The 17,022-nt window shown below is 38.3% G+C and carries 21 protein-coding genes and 1 pseudogene; 14 read left to right on the top strand and 8 right to left on the bottom strand.

Annotated elements, in window-relative coordinates; all coding sequences use genetic code 11:
- The first annotated feature begins 217 nt into the window (after positions 1-217).
- The 3 genes from B7E05_RS14635 to B7E05_RS14645 all read left to right on the top strand — a co-directional run bounded on the left by B7E05_RS14635 (position 218) and on the right by B7E05_RS14645 (position 2,546).
- Positions 218-1,066 (top strand): metallophosphoesterase, encoded by an 849-nt coding sequence (locus B7E05_RS14635; RefSeq protein WP_080874897.1) that lies wholly within the window; start codon positions 218-220, stop codon positions 1,064-1,066.
- 203 nt (positions 1,067-1,269) lie between these two features.
- On the top strand, positions 1,270-1,842 hold the full coding sequence (locus B7E05_RS14640) for an SCO family protein (protein WP_080874898.1): 573 nt from the start codon (positions 1,270-1,272) through the stop codon (positions 1,840-1,842).
- A gap of 233 nt (positions 1,843-2,075) precedes the next feature.
- Positions 2,076-2,546, top strand: coding sequence for a YkyB family protein (locus B7E05_RS14645; RefSeq protein ID WP_080874899.1), 471 nt, complete (start codon positions 2,076-2,078; stop codon positions 2,544-2,546).
- A gap of 87 nt (positions 2,547-2,633) precedes the next feature.
- On the opposite strand, the gene B7E05_RS14650 is transcribed toward B7E05_RS14645, so the two are convergent.
- Positions 2,634-2,954 carry a hypothetical protein gene (locus B7E05_RS14650; RefSeq protein WP_080874900.1) on the bottom strand — a complete coding sequence of 107 codons (321 nt, stop codon included), beginning with the start codon at positions 2,952-2,954 and terminating at the stop codon, positions 2,634-2,636.
- Positions 2,955-3,078: 124 nt separating this feature from the next.
- Positions 3,079-3,240: an FbpB family small basic protein gene (locus B7E05_RS14655; RefSeq protein ID WP_080874901.1), complete on the bottom strand. Its 162-nt coding sequence runs from the start codon at positions 3,238-3,240 to the stop codon at positions 3,079-3,081.
- Between the two features lie 108 nt (positions 3,241-3,348).
- On the opposite strand from B7E05_RS14655, the gene B7E05_RS14660 reads away from it, so the two are divergent.
- From B7E05_RS14660 to B7E05_RS22455, 3 genes and pseudogenes are all read left to right on the top strand, one after another.
- The gene (locus tag B7E05_RS14660; RefSeq protein ID WP_080874902.1) at positions 3,349-4,521 is read left to right on the top strand and encodes an aminotransferase A; all 1,173 of its coding nucleotides are present in this window, start codon (positions 3,349-3,351) and stop codon (positions 4,519-4,521) included.
- Between the two features lie 107 nt (positions 4,522-4,628).
- A complete protein-coding gene (gene lepB, locus B7E05_RS14665; protein WP_143833239.1) occupies positions 4,629-5,150 on the top strand; it encodes a signal peptidase I in 522 nt (173 codons plus the stop codon).
- Positions 5,151-5,639: 489 nt separating this feature from the next.
- Positions 5,640-5,720: pseudogene (locus tag B7E05_RS22455) on the top strand (YjcZ family sporulation protein); the annotation flags it as partial.
- A 61-nt stretch (positions 5,721-5,781) separates the two neighbouring features.
- Here B7E05_RS22455 and B7E05_RS14675 read toward each other — a convergent pair.
- Positions 5,782-7,146, bottom strand: coding sequence for a TrkH family potassium uptake protein (locus B7E05_RS14675; protein WP_080874903.1), 1,365 nt, complete (start codon positions 7,144-7,146; stop codon positions 5,782-5,784).
- 41 nt (positions 7,147-7,187) lie between these two features.
- Complete coding sequence (locus B7E05_RS14680) at positions 7,188-7,589, bottom strand: YwpF family protein (protein ID WP_080874904.1); 402 nt, start codon at positions 7,587-7,589, stop codon at positions 7,188-7,190.
- A gap of 251 nt (positions 7,590-7,840) precedes the next feature.
- Between B7E05_RS14680 and nfsA the strand changes: the two genes are divergently transcribed.
- The 8 genes from nfsA to B7E05_RS14720 all read left to right on the top strand — a co-directional run bounded on the left by nfsA (position 7,841) and on the right by B7E05_RS14720 (position 12,598).
- The gene (gene nfsA, locus B7E05_RS14685) at positions 7,841-8,587 is read left to right on the top strand and encodes an oxygen-insensitive NADPH nitroreductase (protein WP_080874905.1); all 747 of its coding nucleotides are present in this window, start codon (positions 7,841-7,843) and stop codon (positions 8,585-8,587) included.
- A gap of 290 nt (positions 8,588-8,877) precedes the next feature.
- Positions 8,878-9,081, top strand: coding sequence for a DUF1657 domain-containing protein (locus B7E05_RS14690; protein WP_080874906.1), 204 nt, complete (start codon positions 8,878-8,880; stop codon positions 9,079-9,081).
- 88 nt (positions 9,082-9,169) lie between these two features.
- Positions 9,170-9,616 (top strand): hypothetical protein, encoded by a 447-nt coding sequence (locus tag B7E05_RS14695; protein ID WP_080874907.1) that lies wholly within the window; start codon positions 9,170-9,172, stop codon positions 9,614-9,616.
- A gap of 51 nt (positions 9,617-9,667) precedes the next feature.
- Entirely contained in the window at positions 9,668-10,147 is a 480-nt protein-coding gene (gene spoVAC, locus B7E05_RS14700; RefSeq protein ID WP_080874908.1) for a stage V sporulation protein AC, read from the top strand.
- Positions 10,147-11,163 (top strand): stage V sporulation protein AD, encoded by a 1,017-nt coding sequence (spoVAD, locus tag B7E05_RS14705; RefSeq protein WP_179134546.1) that lies wholly within the window; start codon positions 10,147-10,149, stop codon positions 11,161-11,163. Before spoVAC ends, spoVAD begins: the two co-directional genes overlap by 1 nt.
- Positions 11,160-11,510, top strand: coding sequence for a stage V sporulation protein AE (gene spoVAE, locus B7E05_RS14710; protein WP_080874910.1), 351 nt, complete (start codon positions 11,160-11,162; stop codon positions 11,508-11,510). Before spoVAD ends, spoVAE begins: the two co-directional genes overlap by 4 nt.
- An 11-nt stretch (positions 11,511-11,521) precedes the next feature.
- Complete coding sequence (locus B7E05_RS14715; protein ID WP_080874911.1) at positions 11,522-11,725, top strand: DUF1657 domain-containing protein; 204 nt, start codon at positions 11,522-11,524, stop codon at positions 11,723-11,725.
- A 12-nt stretch (positions 11,726-11,737) separates the two neighbouring features.
- Positions 11,738-12,598, top strand: coding sequence for a DUF421 domain-containing protein (locus B7E05_RS14720; protein ID WP_080874912.1), 861 nt, complete (start codon positions 11,738-11,740; stop codon positions 12,596-12,598).
- A gap of 134 nt (positions 12,599-12,732) precedes the next feature.
- Here the strand turns inward: B7E05_RS14720 and B7E05_RS14725 are convergent, their stop codons facing one another.
- The 4 genes from B7E05_RS14725 to B7E05_RS14740 form a co-directional block, all read right to left on the bottom strand.
- Complete coding sequence (locus B7E05_RS14725) at positions 12,733-13,713, bottom strand: zinc-binding dehydrogenase (protein ID WP_080874913.1); 981 nt, start codon at positions 13,711-13,713, stop codon at positions 12,733-12,735.
- Positions 13,694-14,650: an ArsA family ATPase gene (locus B7E05_RS14730; protein WP_080874914.1), complete on the bottom strand. Its 957-nt coding sequence runs from the start codon at positions 14,648-14,650 to the stop codon at positions 13,694-13,696. The genes B7E05_RS14725 and B7E05_RS14730 overlap by 20 nt, the downstream gene beginning before the upstream one ends.
- Before the next feature lie 48 nt (positions 14,651-14,698).
- Positions 14,699-14,959 (bottom strand): cory-CC-star protein, encoded by a 261-nt coding sequence (locus B7E05_RS14735; RefSeq protein ID WP_080874915.1) that lies wholly within the window; start codon positions 14,957-14,959, stop codon positions 14,699-14,701.
- Between the two features lie 83 nt (positions 14,960-15,042).
- Entirely contained in the window at positions 15,043-16,776 is a 1,734-nt protein-coding gene (locus B7E05_RS14740; RefSeq protein ID WP_080874916.1) for a carbon starvation CstA family protein, read from the bottom strand.
- Positions 16,777-17,022: the final 246 nt, after the last annotated feature.

Raw genomic sequence — 17,022 nt, forward strand, 5'->3', positions numbered from 1 at the left:
ATCTCACGATTATTGCATTGACAGATTCCCAAAATGGAAAAATATAGACTTTCATGAATATACTGCTTTCTTATGGAAACATGTTACATTCCATGCTTCAAAACTATTAAAAACCTTTTCCTATAGAATTCTTAAAACGATGCTATTTGCAAAGTGAAAAAAGCGCCCCATCCATGCTATAATTTTTGTATTGGAATATCAGAAAGGAAATTATTCAATGAATCGCAGAACCTTTTTAAAAAGATCCCTAGGAAGCTTATTGACATTGCTCGGCTTAAGCGGCGGAAGTTATTTTTACGCCCGTGAGATAGAGCCTGCTCTACTGACAATCACCGAAGAATCGATTTCAGATCCCCAAATTCCCAAAGCTTTTAATCAGTTTAAAATTGTCCAGTTTTCCGATACACATCTAGGTTTTCACTATACTTTAGAACAGCTGGAAACCCTTATTTCGAAAATCAACGACTTGGAGCCTGATTTAATTTTGTTTACAGGAGATCTGGTTGATGAACCAAATAACTATGACTGGAATAACAAGCTTATTCAATTATTAAAGAATCTCAACGCCCCAAACGGGAAATTCTGGATATATGGAAACCATGATCATGGTGGTTATGGAACAGATATTTTATATGAAACCTTTGAAGCTGCAGATTTTACCCTCCTGCAAAACAGTGCGACCCGAATCCAGCAAGGAGATGCATCCTTTATACTGGCAGGGCTGGATGATGCAATGCTTGGAAACCCGGATATTGGCAAATCCATAGAAGAACGGGCTAATTCCGATTTTACCATCCTTTTAGCTCATGAACCCGACCTTGCAGATGCTGTAAAAGAATATCCGGTCGATATTCAAATATCTGGGCATAGTCATGGCGGACAAGTTCGTTTGCCATTTATCGGCCACTTGTATACACCTGCATATGCAGAAAAATATGTACAAGGAAAATATACGATTTCAGACAGGCTGACGCTTTATGTAAATAGAGGAATTGGTACAACCAGACTGCCTTACCGATTTTTATGCAGACCAGAACTGCATACCTATACCTTACATTCCACTTAGGTTTTAAGAGGATGTTCAAAAGAACGCTTGTAAATACAGCAACAATGGCATCACCTCGTCAACGCAGAAATTTACGGCGTCCTATTTATCGGGCGTTTCGATCATCCTCTTAAAATGTCATAATTCCTTCATACGAGAGGCTTTCTCAAGGTATTCCCCGATGCTATAATGAATATAAGTATAGTGGGAAAGGATTTCGTTATATGAGAAATTATTTAATACTTATTGGTTTATTTTTTGTATTGGCTGGATGTGGACAGAGCCATGCGATTGAAACAACGATGTCAGAAGAAGTTCCCGAATTTGAATACACTACACAAGACGAAGAACAGCTCGGCTTGGATGATTTGAAGGGAGAATGGTGGATTGCTGACTTCATGTTTACAAATTGTAAAACCGTTTGTATGCCGATGACAAACAATATGTCCCATCTGCAAGAAATGATGGAAGAAGAAGGAATCGATGCACAACTGGTGTCTTTCAGTGTTGATCCGGACTTTGATACACCCGAGGTATTAAAAGATTACGCCTCTAATTATGACGCAGATTTTGACAACTGGTCTTTTGTAACCGGATACGACTTTGAAACCATTCGCGAATTTTCCATTAAACATTTTAAAAACCTCGTTCAAGCTCCCGCTGATGGAGACGATCAGGTTCTGCACGGCACATCCTTCTTTTTAGTCAGCCCAGAAGGAGAAGTTGTCAAAAATTATGACGGTGTGGAAATTGACAACATGGATGCCATTCTTGCTGATTTAAAAAAAGTAAATTAAGAAATGACTTATAAAGATTAAAATACCTCTTCTGACATCCAGAGAGGTTCTTTATTTTTTTCACGGTAAAAAGACCTCAGCCTTGAAATTGAGGTTTTTTGCTGAACAACATGTAACCAGTATAAACAAGTGCATTTGTTCGTGTTTTTTCTGATTAAGTATTGAAATTCCATAAAGTTTCAGTTAGAGTAATAATTAATATAATTCCTTTTTTAAAAAGGGAGGGACAAAAGATGAAACATGACGTTGAAGTTCAAAAACTGGCACAAGCTTTATTTGTCATTAATAAACATGCAAAAACAGCCCCCGAGCCAAAGCAGTTATATCAATTAAAAAAACAAGCCATTGAAAAATTATTAAAAGAGAAAAAAGCTGTGAAAAAAGGATTGCATTTTTCCGATCATCCTAAGCTCAGTAATCAGCATTCAACAGTGCTTATTAAGGTTGGAGACTACTGTTTCCATATCCCCCCTGCCAAAGAAGATTTAAAACAATTGAAACATTTAGGCGCATTAAATCAAAGTTACCGCAATCCGCCGGTGAAAATGTCACTATCCCAGGCGAAACGCCTTATCTGTAAATACGTCAACTGGAAGCAGGAAAAAACAAGCTCCAAACCGGCCCGGAAACAGCATTCGAGCTACTACGTACCATCTTCACTTGGCAAAATGGATTGGCCTCCTGCACGCTCAAAAAAAAGATAAACATATCCAGCATGTCTAGGTATAGGAAGCATCTAATATATTTTTGTTTTATATTCAAACGAAAATAAAATATTTGTAAGTGTTATTTTACTTTCTTTTTAATAAAAATTGATGCAGTAACGGGAACACGGCTAAACTGAACCCTAAAAACACAAGACTCTGCATCGCTGTTTTTAAAAACGGCCAGACTTCCTTTTCCTGAACCATACCCGAAATAATCGTAAAACATATGATAACAATGCTCGCACCAATATAAGCAAGGAAGCGCAGCATTTGATTTTTTATGGCCCATCTATATATTTTTTTCATTACAAAGTAAACGCCTAAACTGCATAAAAGCATCGTACCAACATAAATATATGCACTATTAATTCCAATATTTCCAATGGCCACTATCCCTGCTGACAACATATTCTCACCTTTTCTTCTAAAAAATCTGTTGTTATCACAGTTTCGACGCTTTAACTTTATTTTATACCGGAGTAAACTTGAAATATACGGTAAGAAAAAACCGCTTTTGCAGGAACTTCTCCTACTCAGCGGTTAATTCTTCATTCTTTTTATGATTCAAGAAAAAAGCTTCTTGTTTCTTTTCTAACTTCTCTTCAATTTGTGATATACTTTTTTCATCGTTTAATAATTCTTGTCTATTCATATCGACAAGTTGTTCAAAATTAAGAGATCTTGGTCGCATGTTGTATTCTCCTTTCGTTTCGTCTCTAATTTTATTATACCCATTTCTGTTCATATTAATCCAAATTATTTGAACATTTATTGAAAATTTTAAGTGAAGGTGATTTTGTTGAAGCATTTATTAAATAATAACGTAGAAAATATTGAAATATCCGGCATCCGGAAATTTTTTAATCTCGTTTCCGGTGAAAAAGATGTGGTCTCTTTAACTATCGGACAACCTGATTTCCATACTCCGGATCATGTTAAAGAAGCTGGAATTAACGCCATTGAAAATAATTTTACAACGTATACACCGAATCAGGGAATTCTTGATTTACGGAAAGCAATCCATCATTATTATAAAACAAATTATGAGCTGGTTTATCAGCCAGAATCGGAAATTATCGTTACCTCCGGCGCATCGGAAGCAATTGATATTACTTTCCGGACCATACTTACACCTGGAGATGAGGTGATATTACCAAGTCCGATTTATCCAGGCTATGAACCGCTTATCACATTAGCCGGTGCTAAACCGGTTCATGTGGATACAACAAATACCGGGTTTAAATTCACACCGGAAACATTGGCAAATGTGATCTCGGAAAAAACAAAATGCGTTGTGCTTCCTTCTCCATCAAATCCGACAGGTGCAGCCTATTCCAGACAGGAATTACAAGCACTCGCAGATGTCCTTCATGGAAAAGAGATTTTCATTTTATCAGATGAGATTTATAGTGAAATTATATTCGATTTTGCACATACATCCATTGCTTCCATTTCTGATTTAAAAAATCAAACCATTGTTATCAATGGAGTGTCTAAATCCCATTCTATGACAGGTTTCCGTATCGGATACACACTCGCTCCAGAATGGTTATCCAAACAAATGCTGAAGGTTCATCAATACAATGTATCCTGCGCTGCATCCATTAGTCAATACGCTGCATTAGAAGCGTTGACAAGTTACGAAGAACATACAGCACATATCAAAGAGGTTTTTAGAAAACGCAGAGATTATGTATATGACCGTCTGGTACAGATGGGATTAGAGGTGGAACGGCCTCAAGGCGCTTTCTACATTTTTCCGAAGCTGCAATTAAATGATATGACTTCCTTTGAGCTTGGTCTGGCTCTTGTCCATGATGCCAAACTTGCCCTTGTTCCAGGCAGCAGTTTTCCGCAAAACGGGGAAGGTTATATGCGTTTAAGTTATGCTTATCACGAAGATGTTTTAAAAGAAGGATTAGATCGGTTAGAAGCCTATTTAAACGAATCTGATTCCAAAAAGAACCGCTGATTGCATGAGGCCCCGTCTTTCCGGGGCTTTCTGGCCGGTGTATTTGCGCCTGATTGTGTAAACATGCTAGGATAAAAAGAGAATATGTATTTTTTGGAGATGAGTTTGTGGATAACAATCATAAAAAAGAATGGATAGGCTGGTTAAAGATTATTATTATCACAATAATGGTGGCCTTTTTTCTTAGAACATTTATTTTTGCCACTTCCATTGTAGAAGGAGAAAGTATGTACCCTACGCTTCAGGATGGGGAACGAGTCATTTTCAATAAAGTTGTTTATGCGATGGATGATCCGCACAGAGGCGATGTCGTCATTATCCAGCAATCCCCCAAAAATTATGTGAAACGCATTATCGGTATGCCCGGGGAAACAATAGAAATTGAAAATGGACGATTATATATTGACGGCGAAATTTACCAGCAGCATTTTTTAAGTGATGAGGTCATTGCACAAACCAGTAATTTCGGGCCGTTAGAAATTCCCGAAGATAATTATTTTGTCATGGGGGATAATCGGCTAATCAGCAAAGACAGCCGTAATGGACTGGGCTTTATTCCACGAGATGATATCATCGGTAAATCGGAATTAATTATCTATCCTTTAGATGAATTCGGCTGGATAGATTAAAAGCAGAAAACTGCATTCTTTTTTCTTCTAGAGATGAGAAACAGCTTTCTGCTTTTATAATGATGAAAAACTATTCTCTATCCATCACACAATAACCAACATTCAATACAAGAATACCAAAACACACGACGCCGAAAAGCATTTCCATTCTGAAGCACTCCCTTCATTTATGTACAGAAATATTATTCTACTTGCATAGTTCTATCTTATCAATATCTTCGCATAAAATAAAGGAAAAAAGAATTGTCTGTTAATTACCAAGTATGGCTCTTTTGTTTTAACAACTCTTGTCTTGTTCCTTCCGTACTGCCAATTCATAGCGAATGCCATTCCACTGACATGCCTTTCTCCTCCCAGCGGTTTTAAAAATCAGGGCGAATGTCTATACACATTTTATCTAGCTGCATACAGTAATACTGTAAGTTCAGGAGGTGAAAAAGCATGGGCTATGGATATGGTGGCGGCTACGGCTACGGTGGCGGCTATGGTGGCGGCTACGGAAACGGCTTTGCGTTGATTGTTGTTCTTTTCATTTTACTAATCATCGTAGGAGCTGCATTTTACTGCTAATCAAAAAATGGCTTGTGCTAAGGCACAGGCCATTTTATTTTTTCCTTTTGAAATAAATTCATTAACCGATAATCATTCTTTCTTTTGGATAATTAAATTTTGCAGGCTCTTTTTTACGTCTGAAAATCAATAGAAACGTCAGTATTCCAACCCGCCCGATAAACATTAAAATCATCAATATTATTTTACTGACCACCGATAAATCTTCTGTAATTCCTAAAGACAAGCCAACCGTACCAAAAGCCGAAGTGACTTCAAAAATAATGGACTCTAATGACACAGGCTCCAGAATCGTCAGTAAAATAACCGAAGAAAAGACAATCATCATCGCAAAAATGGTAACCGTTACCGCTTTATTTAAATCCACTTCATACACTTCACGGTGAAATACTTTAACACTTCTTCCACCGCGGATAAACGTAAATAGAAAAATAAGTACCAGCGCAAAGGTTGTTGTCCGAATACCTCCCCCTGCACTGCTTGGGGATGCACCAATAAACATCAGTGCAGACATAAATAAATGGTTCGTATTCGACAATATATTCAAATCCATTGTTGCTAACCCGCCGCTCCTCGTAGTGACAGATTGAAATAATGTATAAAAAAAAGATTCATGCCAAGGAATACCTTTAAATAAACCATTTAAATCAAATAAATAAATTCCAATGGCGCCAACGATAATCAAGCTGAAAAAAGTGGCTGTTGTCAGCTTTGTAAATAAACTGAAATGAAATCTTTGTTCTTGTTTTTTACGTTGAAATACATATTCCTTTATCTCGATAATGACTGGATATCCGATCGCGCCAACGATAATAAGTATCATCGTGATGGTTTGAACAAAATAATCAGACTGAAAAGGAATCAGTGACTGGCCGGTAATATCGAAGCCTCCATTTGTCACAGCGCTGATAACAGCGAAAAACCCTTGTAAAAATGCTTCTTCAAATGAAGCATAATACGTCATAAAATAACTCCCTAAGATAACAAAAAATAGAGCTTCCACAATCAGCAGAAGATAAGCAATATTTTTAATTAGTTTCACCATGCCGTCGAAATGAGTTTGATTCTGATCGGTCATAATCATATTTCTTTCTTTAAAACCGATACGTCTTCCCAGCATAACCCAAAGCATCGTACCAATTGTCATAATTCCGACGGCTCCAATTTGCATCATCAGGGCTAAAAAAATAATCCCCGTTGTGCTTAAGGAACCTGCAATGGAAATCGTACTCAGACCTGTTACACTAATTGCACTGACCGCTGTAAATACAATATCAATAAAAGGGATATCGACTCCCGGCTGTTGCGAAACAGGTAAGGATAACAAAATGGTTGATAATGCGATTGCTGCTATATAATATAATAACAACAGCTGAAAAGAAGTCCATTGGTGAATACTTTTATATTTATTAAACATTTTCTTCATTGTTATTCCCTTCCTCTAATCACACTTACGTACCAATCATACTAATAAATCTCTTTAAATTTTTGAATTAAATGCTCTCCCTCATACCCCTTTTCTACAAGTTTCCTCAATAGTTGCTCCACATCATTCTTTTGTTTATCAATTATTTTACCCATCAGCATCACGTTCATTTGTTCACCGATTTCATGCATCTCAGTCATTTTCGTGATAAAGGAGGCAGGTTCATTTGACTCTTTTGTAATGGTAGCTTGAACCATCAATTCTTCATTTTGCTTATTTTCAAAATAACTCCAATAAGAACGATGGGTAAATCCTTCAATCAGCCATGTATCATAATCATCTTCCCGGTTAATAATCAGGCCGTCAATCAGATTCACTTCTGTCCCTTCCAGCCCTTTATCATAATCTAATATCACCAATTTACGCAATTTAAATGTTTTCATATACATCATCCTCCAACGTATAGATCATTATGATTTCATTGACCTTTCCTATTGTACGCAAACGCATTTCTTTTTTTATAATAACACATCCCATCGTGATGCAACATTGATTCTTAACAGATATACAAGCAAGTTTCTTGGAATCAATCTTAGCCCCATGATACACTTAATTGGAATATTGTTTTTCATAATCGACAATGAAATAGTCCATTCACAAATATAGAAGAAATCATCGAAGGAGGAACAACGTTTTGAACCAAATCATTGAAACAATTATGAACCACCGATCTATTCGGAAATTTTCAGATAAACCTTTAACTAACGATCAAATAAAAACCATTGTAGAAAGTGCACATCGCGCTTCAAGCTCCAGTAATGTGATGGCTTACAGCATTATAGGCGTGTCCGACCAGGAAGTCAAAGATAAGCTTCATGCTATTTCCGGACATGATCACGTCAAAACAAATGGCCATTTACTTATCTTCTGTGCAGACTTACATCGCATTGAACAGTTGGATGAAGTGGAACACTCGGAAGCTTTTCAAGAGAACCTGGAAAGTACCGAACAATTTATTGTAGGTACAATCGATGCTGCTTTAGCCGCACAAAATGCTGCTGTTGCAGCCGAATCGCTCGGGTTAGGTATCTGCTACCTGGGAAGCCTGCGTAATGATATCCAAGCTTTTAACGATGTTGTAAAAGCACCATCGCATGTTGTTCCCTTGTTCGGCTTAGCAATCGGCCATCCAAGAGAAATACCGGATATTAAACCGCGCATGCCACTTCAAGCTATCTATCATGAAAATCAATACATTCCTTTTGATAAACAAAAGCACTATATCCAAGAATACGATCAAACCATGAAAGATTATTATGAATCCCGAAGCTCTAATAATAAACAGGAAACATGGACAGAACAAATCAACCAAAAATACAAAAATCCAACTCGTATGGATGTAGGGCCTTTTGTCAAAGCAAAAAATTTAAATAAACGGTAAAACTAAAGAAAACTTGGAACCAAAACGGCAGTCTCCCTGCCGTTTTTTCACGTTAAAAACACCTCTCCCCGAAACCTCAAACCGTCTCTTCTCTTATCCATTAATAAATATCTTTCGTATTTCTTATACGCACGCTCCCATTTTTCTGACCAGATTCTTATCCATAAACGTGCATTAAAAAATAATCTTTTCTTTCCATTCCGGCGCATAGCTTGGTAATTGTTTACAAGCATAAAAAATAACTTTTTCATCAAAATAATAAGTGCAAGATATAAAAGGGAGTGAAGAAAATGACAGTAGGTACACAAGTTCAACAAACTGTTTCAGGTTTAAAAAGTGCGCAGGCAAGTCTAGAGCAGTTTGCACTTCAAACTGACAACAAACAGGCAAAACAGCTATATCAAAATGCAGCACAACAGACACAAGGTATTTTAGATCAGTTAGAACCGAGAGTACAACAAGTCATGCAGGAAGAACCTCAATATAAACAGTAAAAAGACTTGTACAAACATGTAAAGAATCGGGAGACTATCTGTACAGTCTCCCCTGCTACATATCAGATAAAGAACAGGATGTGACTATATGCAATATAAACAAATACCCCTGCTGCTTCTCTTTATTATATTTTTAGTCGGGTGCCATCATACGAATGAATCTTCTAATTCAGAAAATCCGAACATCCAACATCTGTCCACAAATTCGTCTCAGGACACTGCAACACAGGCGAAAGAATTTCTGGAGAGTAAAGATGACATTCAAGCTGTTCACGCAGCAAATACAAAGGATACGCTGCTGGTTACTATTGAAATACCCCACCATGAACGTTTCGCACTGCAGGATAAAAGAAAAGCCTACCAGAAGAAACTACAGCAAATGTTTCCAGATTTCACGGTAGAACTATCAACGGACAAAAAGATTGTTCTTGAAACATCCAAACTGGAAGAAAAAATACAAAACCAATCACTAACAGAAGAAGAAATCAAGAAAAAAATAGAGAAAATCATACAATTATCCAAGGAACAGACTTGATGTCTGTTCCATCATCCTCTCTATTTATAACCTGAAAAGGAGTGCTATGTAATGGGAGACAAAAAGAAACAAAAGCTAAATCCGAATCAACAGCGTTATCAAGCTTTTCAGCAAAAGCGGGAAACAAAACGGCCTATCTTCAAAAACTGCATCAAGGCTTTTCTTATCGGCGGATTCATCTGTTTCATCGGACAGCTCATTTCTACTTTTTATATTTATCAATTTAATTTCACAGAAAAAACAGCCGGGAATCCAACGACTGCTACATTGATTTTTATTACGATGCTGCTAACCGGATTTGGTGTTTATGATCGTATTGCACAATTTGCCGGAGCAGGAACGGCTGTGCCGGTAACCGGGTTTGGAAATGCTGTTATTTCTTCAGCCATTGAATATCGTTCAGAAGGCTTTGTCCTGGGTGTAGGAAGCAACATGCTTAAACTCGCCGGACCGGTTATTGTTTATGGTGTTTTTGCTGCATTTATCGTAGCCATCATTAAAACCATCCTGACGCAATGGGGGGGATTCTAATGCTGAAAGGACATCAATCCTGGGTTTTCGAAAACCATCCGGCAATTATTTCGACAGGTACTATCGGCGGACCTTTTGAAGCAAAAGGAAACATTCCGGAAGCATTTGATATGCTTCACGAAGATATGTGGGTCAATCAAGATTCTTGGGAAAAAGCACAGCAGAAAATGCTGGAAGAAGCATTACAGACAACATTAAAAAAAGCGCGGATTGAAAAGGAAAACGTTGAATTTTTAATTGCCGGTGACTTAATTAACCAAATGACACCGACCAGTTTTGCTGCAAGTACTAGCAGCATCCCTTTTCTGGGAACTTTCAGTGCTTGTGCCACCTCAATGGAAAGCTTAGCACTTGCTGCTTCCATTATCAATGCGAAAGGAGCAAATTATATTCTGTGCGCAGCTTCCAGCCATAATGCGGCAACAGAAAAACAATTTCGCTATCCAACCGAATACGGCGGACAGAAACCTCCAACATCACAATGGACGGTAACTGGAGCTGGTTGTGCGCTTGTTGCTCAAAATGGCACAGGACCATCAGTTACATCAGCTACGATTGGAAAAGTAGCGGACATGGGAATGACGGACCCATTCAATATGGGCGGGGCAATGGCTATTGCTGCTGTTGATACAATAGAGGCGCACTTCCGGGATATGGAGATTGATCCATCTTATTATGATTTAATCATCACTGGCGACCTCGGACATGTGGGAAGAGAAGTTTCTTTGGATTTATTACATGAGAGAAATATACCGATTGAAGCAGAAAAATATAAAGATTGCGGCATTGCTATCTATCGCGAAGATCAGCCGGTTCTTGCCGGCGGAAGCGGTGCAGCCTGCTCCGCCATCGTCACATATGGGCATTATCTTCAAGAAGTGATGAAAGGCAATTTAAAAAGGATTTTAGTAGTGGCTACCGGGTCTTTACATTCTACCTTAAGTATTCAGCAAAAAGCACCTATACCATGTATTGCACATGCTGTGTCAATCGAAGCAAGAGGTGAACAGTTATGATTTTTTTCTGGGCATTCGTTATCGGAGGGCTTATCTGCGTTATTGGACAAATAATGTTCGATGTATTTAAGTTATCTCCAGCACATACATTAACCATTTTAGTTATTTCTGGAGCTGTTCTCGATGGAATCGGCTGGTATGAACCACTTATTGATTTTGCAGGAGCGGGAGTAACCGTCCCCATCACAAGCTTTGGGAATTCATTAGTCCACGGAGCCATACAAGAAGCGGAAACACATGGACTCATCGGCGTCGTAACCGGTATGTTTGAGGTAACAAGTGCCGGTATTTCTGCAGCTATTATATTTGGCGTCATTGGAGCCATCATATTTAAACCAAAAGGTTAGGGAGATGCTTTATGACAGTAGGATCACAAGTAAAAACATGTTACGCTACATTAAAATCAATTGAAGCAGGTCTGGACTTATTACATGCTTCAACAACTGAACAGGATTTAAAGAACACGATTGAGGAAGTAACTGGTTTCATAAAAGATGCACGGCATGATATGCATCAGCAAGTTATTTATATGGATAAACAAGAGCCGCAATATAAGTCATAAGGAGGGAAAATTATGCCAGAATGGATATCGATTATTATTCGCTCCATTATTTTAATCACCGTTTTATTTTTCTTTGTTAAGTGGCTAGGGGCAAAACAGCTGTCACAACTTAATATTTTTGAAACCATATCCGGCATTGTACTTGGAGGAATAGCCGCTTTTCATACAGTCGATCCGTACAGCAGTTTTTATTATGCTTTATTAGCGATGTTTGTCTGGTTTATTGCTGCATTTACAATTGAAAAATTATCTTTGAAAAGCAAACGAATCCGGGACTTCACAGATGGAAAGAGCACGGTTTTTATACAAAATGGAAAGATTATGGAGGAGAATTTAAAAAAAGAAGGTTATTCTACAGATGATCTGTTGGAAAAACTACGAAATAATAACCAATTTCTTGTTTCTGATGTGGAATTTGCTGTCCTGGAACCGACCGGAGAATTAAATGTGTTGCCCAAAAAAGAAAATCAGCCGGTTACCTTAAAAGACTTAAAAATTACCTCTGCACCGGCTAAAGAACCACAGACAGTCATCGCTGACGGAAATATACTACTGGAACCTCTGGCGAACGCCTCATTAAATCCCGCTTGGCTGGAGACAGAGCTAGAAAAACAAAATGTAACAGTAGACAATGTTTTCCTTGGCCAAGTCGATCATCAAGGCCAATTATTTCTGGACCTTTACGACGATCATATTGCAGTACCTGAACCTGCTCAACCGGCTCTGTTATTGGCCAGTATGAAAAAATGCCAAGCAGATTTAGAATTATTTGCCTTAGCAACAGACAACCCGGAAGCAAAAGTGTTATATGAACGAAACCAAAAACGGCTGCAAGAAGTTGTGAATCGAATGGAGCCTTTCTTAACATCATGAATATATGTCAAAAACAGCATTATATTTCACCAGTACCAATAAAAAAGAAGGCAGCGGGACTTCTATGCTGCATACTGGTCCCCTGCCTTTACTTTTTAATAAAATAAAACTGTTCCTAGTCTATATAATCATTTTTAAGAAATACGGATGATTACTTTTCCAAACTGTTTTCCCTCATCTAAATAACTGAATGCTTCCAGACTTTGATCTAAGGAAAAGATGCGGTCGACAACGGGATGCAATTGATAATTTTCTGCATGCTTTAACGCTGCCCTCAGTTCTTCTCGACAACCCATCGTGGAACCAATCAGTTTATATTGACCATAAAAGAAGGCACGTAAATCAAAATCTATCACATCCTCTGTCGTTGCGCCGAATGTAACAAACCTGCCTCCTTTTTTCAAAATAGCCAGAGAACGGTGAAAAGTTGCTTTTCCATTACTATCAATGACCATATCAACCGTTTCATTACCTAATTTTTCTTCCCAATCATCTGCTGTATCAATGACAACATCAGCTCCAAGTTCACGAGCTTTTTCTCTTTTCTCTTCACTCCGGGAAGTGGTAATTACCCGCGCCCCGATATTTTTAGCGAATGCAATTAAATAAGTTGCAACACCGCCGCCTGCTCCAGGTATAAAGACCGTGTCTGTTTTTTGCAGCTGGCCTTTTGTAAACATTGCCCGATATCCCGTTAATGCAGCTAATGGAAAAGCCGCCGCTTCTTCCCAGCTCATATAAGCCGGTTTTGGCTCTACTTGATCTTCGGAAATGACTATCTTTTCTGCAAACGTGCCATGGTCAGGCATCCCCAGAATATCAAATTCTTTGGGCGGAGCTTCACTGTTTTGTTCCCAACGTAAAGACGGATTAATGATGACTTCATCTCCAATTTTTACATCAATAACGTTTTTACCGATTTCTTCAATGATTCCTGCTCCATCTGAACCAAGAATTAATGCTTCTTCCGATTCTTTTCTGCGGCCGGGGATACCCAGGTCCCTCCGGTTAAGTCCTGCCGCTTTCAATTTCACTACCACTTCTGATCCCCCTGGCTCCAGAGGTTCCATTTCTGTCATATGCAAACCGTCATTTTCATGTACTAATGCCCGCATTCTCTTTTTCCTCCTTCAAATAAGTTCCCATCTGTTTTAATTGTTTTCGACTGGTAATGTCTTCCGAAAAAAACGGAATATAGAATATCGTTTGTGCAGAAAAATCCGCCGCAATATGTTCTAGATACATTTTTTCGTTCTGTTTCCGTTTTTCAATGAAATCACCACTGGCCTTCTCCGGCAATACCTTATTTACAATAATATAAGGTATGACAATCTGAAATTTCTCCAAGAGAAGGATTGCTTTTTTTGTCTCGGCTATCGGCAATTTCTCCGGATTTAAAACAAATAGAAAGGTTGTTTCTTGCCTGTCCAATAGAATATCTCTTGCCTTCGCAAAGCGTTGTTTCCGTTTTTGTAATGTATCGTAAATCGGGTCATCAACGGGTTGACCATCGTTTAATAGTTGAGAATATTGTGTATTCGTTTTCTTTCTTTTCGTTAATAGACCTTCAATCCAAATCCCCATTAATTCCGGAAGAGACAACAAGCGAATGGTATGTCCTGTTGGTGCCGTATCAAATACCAGTTTATCAAACCTGTCCCCTTCTTCCAAAATAATTGATATGAGCTTATCAAATAAGGCCGCTTCATCTGCGCCTGGAGAGGCTTTTGCTGTGTCTAATTGGCGGTGTACTTCTTCCATCATATCAACATGGACAACGCCTTGTATATTTTCCTTTACTTTTTTGATATACGCATCTGTTTCTTTGTCCGAATCAATCTCCAGTGCATATAAGTTTTTTTCAACAGCTGTGATTTTTCCACCAATTCGCTGCTGAAAAATATCACTTACATTGTGCGCAGGATCGGTGGAAACGAGTAATGTACGGTATCCTGTCTCCGCATATTCCATTGCTAAAGCGGCAGCTGAGCTCGATTTTCCGACGCCGCCTTTGCCTCCCACAAAAATAATCCGATTCTTTTCTCCAAGCATCGTTTCCCACCCCTTCTATGTATTTTCACCAACGAATCATTGCCGCTTTTAACAACATCGAATCCCGTTAAGCGGGGATTTATCCATCCCCATCCGTAAATGCCAATCATGGAAAGATTCAATGATGTAAGGGTATAGCTCCAACGTATAATAATAAACTGGATTCGGTATACCCAGCATTTCAGAATATAGAAGCAGCAGGAAAAAATCATCCTCATTTCTCAATTCCCTGGCAACCTCTGACTTGTGCGGCAGACTAATCACTTCCTCATAATACTGAATCAATTGTTTTATTCTATCTGTCAGCATACTACAACCTCCCAAATGATAGCTTTTTGCTTGCTTAGAAGTACCCAAACCTGTTTTCTCGTAAAACAGGTTTGGATGTAAAATCAGTCTTTATCAAATGGATCTTCTATCTTTTTCATCAACTCTGAAAAAGAGGTCAAAGCTATCCATATCGCAAACACAAAGATAATCGAGCCTAATACGAACAGCAGCATATTCGATTCTGTCCCTATCCACGACCATTCAAAGACAACCTGTTGAAACATTGCATACATCGTCATGAAGATCAGAAAAATCATCGGGATAAGTGCCACCATATAATTGCTGCCTCTTCGTTTTAACCAAATCGCAATTAAAAATAAACTGATAGCAGCCAGCAATTGATTGGCTGTACCAAATAATGGCCAGATCAAATATCCGCCCGATCCGAAACCATTCGGACCTTCAGGAATTAACACAAGTGCTGCACTGGAAAGCACGGCAATCGATGTCGCTACATGCGTTTTGGTTAATGGCTGTATTTTATATTCAATGCCTAATTCCGCAATAATATACCGCATCAAACGAACAGATGTATCTAATGTCGTCGCAGCAAAACTGACTACAATAATCGATACAATGGTTGTTGCGATATCTGACGGAATTCCCAAGCCATTTGCTAATGTTGCCGCGCCTTCAATAAATGTCCCCAGTCCGATTGCATTTGCTTCAGTAAAGGAAGTATAGGCTTGTGAAAATGCATCTGTATTTGCAAAGAATGTTCCAACAGCAATAATGGAAACAAGTGCCAAAATCCCTTCTCCCACTGCCCCGAAGTAACCTACAAAACGTGCATCCGTTTCTTTATCCAGCTGTTTAGACGATGTTCCTGAAGATACTAAGCCATGGAACCCGGAAATCGCTCCACATGCGATGGTAATAAAAAGAAGCGGCAGGAAACTTTTATCCGGACTTTCATTTATTGCGGGAGCTGTCATATTCGGAGATGTAAAAAGTAACCCCAAATACAATATTGCCAGTCCAACAACTAATTGATGCGAATTAATAAAATCTCTTGGCTGCAGTAACTTCCATACCGGCAGTGTCGATGCAATATATACATATACCATTAAAATAACAATCCATATCAGGAACGCTGTGGAGACCGTACCCAGGCCAAATAAACCTGTTCCACCTTCTCCACCCATATACCCGACTAAATCAATCTGCAGAAAACCGACTCTGCTTGCCATAACGGCTGCTAAATACATGATGACTAAGGCAATAACCGAGGGCAACAGCATTTTTATATTCCGCTTATACGCTGCATAGCCAATCCAAATAGCTAATGGAATTTGAATAAAAACAGGAACTACGCTGGCAGGATAACTAATAAATAAATTCGAAATAACCCATGCAAAAACAGCGTTTACCATTAATACAAGAATGAGAATAATAAATAAAAATAATAACTTTGCTCTTCTACCTACTAAACGGTCTGCAATTGTCCCGATTGAATATCCCTTATTACGGACAGATAAAGCTAATGTTCCAAAATCATGGACACCAGCTGCAAAAATAGTGCCTAATACCACCCATAAAAACGCTGGAAGCCATCCCCAATAAATAGCTATTGCCGGTCCTAAAATAGGTGCAGCGCCAGCTACGGATGTAAAATGATGCCCCCACAAAACAAATTTATTGGTTGGAACATAGTCCACGCCATCTTTGAATCGATGTGCCGGAGTAACATAATTTGGGTCTAAGCGAAATATTTTTTCTGCAATAAACTTGGAATAATAACGATAACCGAATATAAATACGATTATCCCTACAACCGCAATTAAAATCGAATTCATGTAAAACTCTCCCTCCTTCTTCTATTTTATTTTTATTTGTAAGCGCTTTACAAAATGACCTCCTTTTTCTCAATTTTTTATCAGTTTAACATATTTAAATATATATTCACTATATATTTAAAAAATTTCAAAAAATACTATGGATATATATAAATCGGTAGAATATTTCCTTATTACGCAACGCAACCATAAAAAAAGCATGCGTTAGAATCGATTTATCGAACAATCCTAACGCATACAATTTAT

Source organism: Oceanobacillus timonensis (assembly GCF_900166635.1).
Classification (GTDB): Bacteria; Bacillota; Bacilli; order Bacillales; family Amphibacillaceae; genus Oceanobacillus; species Oceanobacillus timonensis.

What these genes read in the sequence shown, in the direction of transcription:
- B7E05_RS14635 (WP_080874897.1), top strand. Translation starts at nt 218, where the DNA reads ATGAATCGCAGAACCTTTTTAAAAAGATCCCTAGGAAGCTTATTGACA.
- B7E05_RS14640 (WP_080874898.1), top strand. Translation starts at nt 1,270, where the DNA reads ATGAGAAATTATTTAATACTTATTGGTTTATTTTTTGTATTGGCTGGA.
- B7E05_RS14645 (WP_080874899.1), top strand. Translation starts at nt 2,076, where the DNA reads ATGAAACATGACGTTGAAGTTCAAAAACTGGCACAAGCTTTATTTGTC.
- B7E05_RS14655 (WP_080874901.1), bottom strand. Translation starts at nt 3,240, where the DNA reads ATGCGACCAAGATCTCTTAATTTTGAACAACTTGTCGATATGAATAGA.
- B7E05_RS14675 (WP_080874903.1), bottom strand. Translation starts at nt 7,146, where the DNA reads ATGAAGAAAATGTTTAATAAATATAAAAGTATTCACCAATGGACTTCT.
- B7E05_RS14680 (WP_080874904.1), bottom strand. Translation starts at nt 7,589, where the DNA reads ATGAAAACATTTAAATTGCGTAAATTGGTGATATTAGATTATGATAAA.
- B7E05_RS14690 (WP_080874906.1), top strand. Translation starts at nt 8,878, where the DNA reads ATGACAGTAGGTACACAAGTTCAACAAACTGTTTCAGGTTTAAAAAGT.
- B7E05_RS14695 (WP_080874907.1), top strand. Translation starts at nt 9,170, where the DNA reads ATGCAATATAAACAAATACCCCTGCTGCTTCTCTTTATTATATTTTTA.
- spoVAC (WP_080874908.1), top strand. Translation starts at nt 9,668, where the DNA reads ATGGGAGACAAAAAGAAACAAAAGCTAAATCCGAATCAACAGCGTTAT.
- spoVAD (WP_179134546.1), top strand. Translation starts at nt 10,147, where the DNA reads ATGCTGAAAGGACATCAATCCTGGGTTTTCGAAAACCATCCGGCAATT.
- spoVAE (WP_080874910.1), top strand. Translation starts at nt 11,160, where the DNA reads ATGATTTTTTTCTGGGCATTCGTTATCGGAGGGCTTATCTGCGTTATT.
- B7E05_RS14715 (WP_080874911.1), top strand. Translation starts at nt 11,522, where the DNA reads ATGACAGTAGGATCACAAGTAAAAACATGTTACGCTACATTAAAATCA.
- B7E05_RS14720 (WP_080874912.1), top strand. Translation starts at nt 11,738, where the DNA reads ATGCCAGAATGGATATCGATTATTATTCGCTCCATTATTTTAATCACC.
- B7E05_RS14725 (WP_080874913.1), bottom strand. Translation starts at nt 13,713, where the DNA reads ATGCGGGCATTAGTACATGAAAATGACGGTTTGCATATGACAGAAATG.
- B7E05_RS14730 (WP_080874914.1), bottom strand. Translation starts at nt 14,650, where the DNA reads ATGCTTGGAGAAAAGAATCGGATTATTTTTGTGGGAGGCAAAGGCGGC.
- B7E05_RS14735 (WP_080874915.1), bottom strand. Translation starts at nt 14,959, where the DNA reads ATGCTGACAGATAGAATAAAACAATTGATTCAGTATTATGAGGAAGTG.
- B7E05_RS14740 (WP_080874916.1), bottom strand. Translation starts at nt 16,776, where the DNA reads ATGAATTCGATTTTAATTGCGGTTGTAGGGATAATCGTATTTATATTC.